This is a genomic window from Enterobacter sp. UNJFSC 003, assembly GCF_036903355.1.
Lineage (GTDB): Bacteria > Pseudomonadota > Gammaproteobacteria > Enterobacterales > Enterobacteriaceae > Enterobacter.
The window spans coordinates 1-254 of sequence record NZ_JBAKHK010000260.1; the positions used below are offsets into that span (position 1 = coordinate 1).

Annotated in this window: 1 protein-coding gene; it reads left to right on the forward strand. The window is 46.1% G+C overall.

From position 1 onward, the window contains the following. A partial coding sequence (locus V5P19_RS24060) for a YsaB family lipoprotein (RefSeq protein ID WP_334408061.1) occupies positions 1–219 on the forward strand: 219 nt, incomplete at its 5' end. Positions 220–254: the final 35 nt, after the last annotated feature.

The following is a 254-nucleotide window of genomic DNA, read 5'->3' on the forward strand; positions in this document are numbered from 1 at the left end:
CAAAGGGTGAAAGTTGATCCCATTCGGTCATTGAATATGGAAGCGTTATGCAAGGATCAGGCGGCAAAACGTTATAACACCGGCGAGCAAAAAATCGACGTCACCGCCTTCGAACAGTTCCAGGGAAGCTATGAAATGCGCGGTTATACCTTCCGTAAAGAGCAGTTTGTCTGTTCTTTTGACGCGGATGGCCATTTTTTGCATCTTTCCATGCGTTAAGCCCTGCTTTTTCCCGTTTCGTACTGTATATCTTC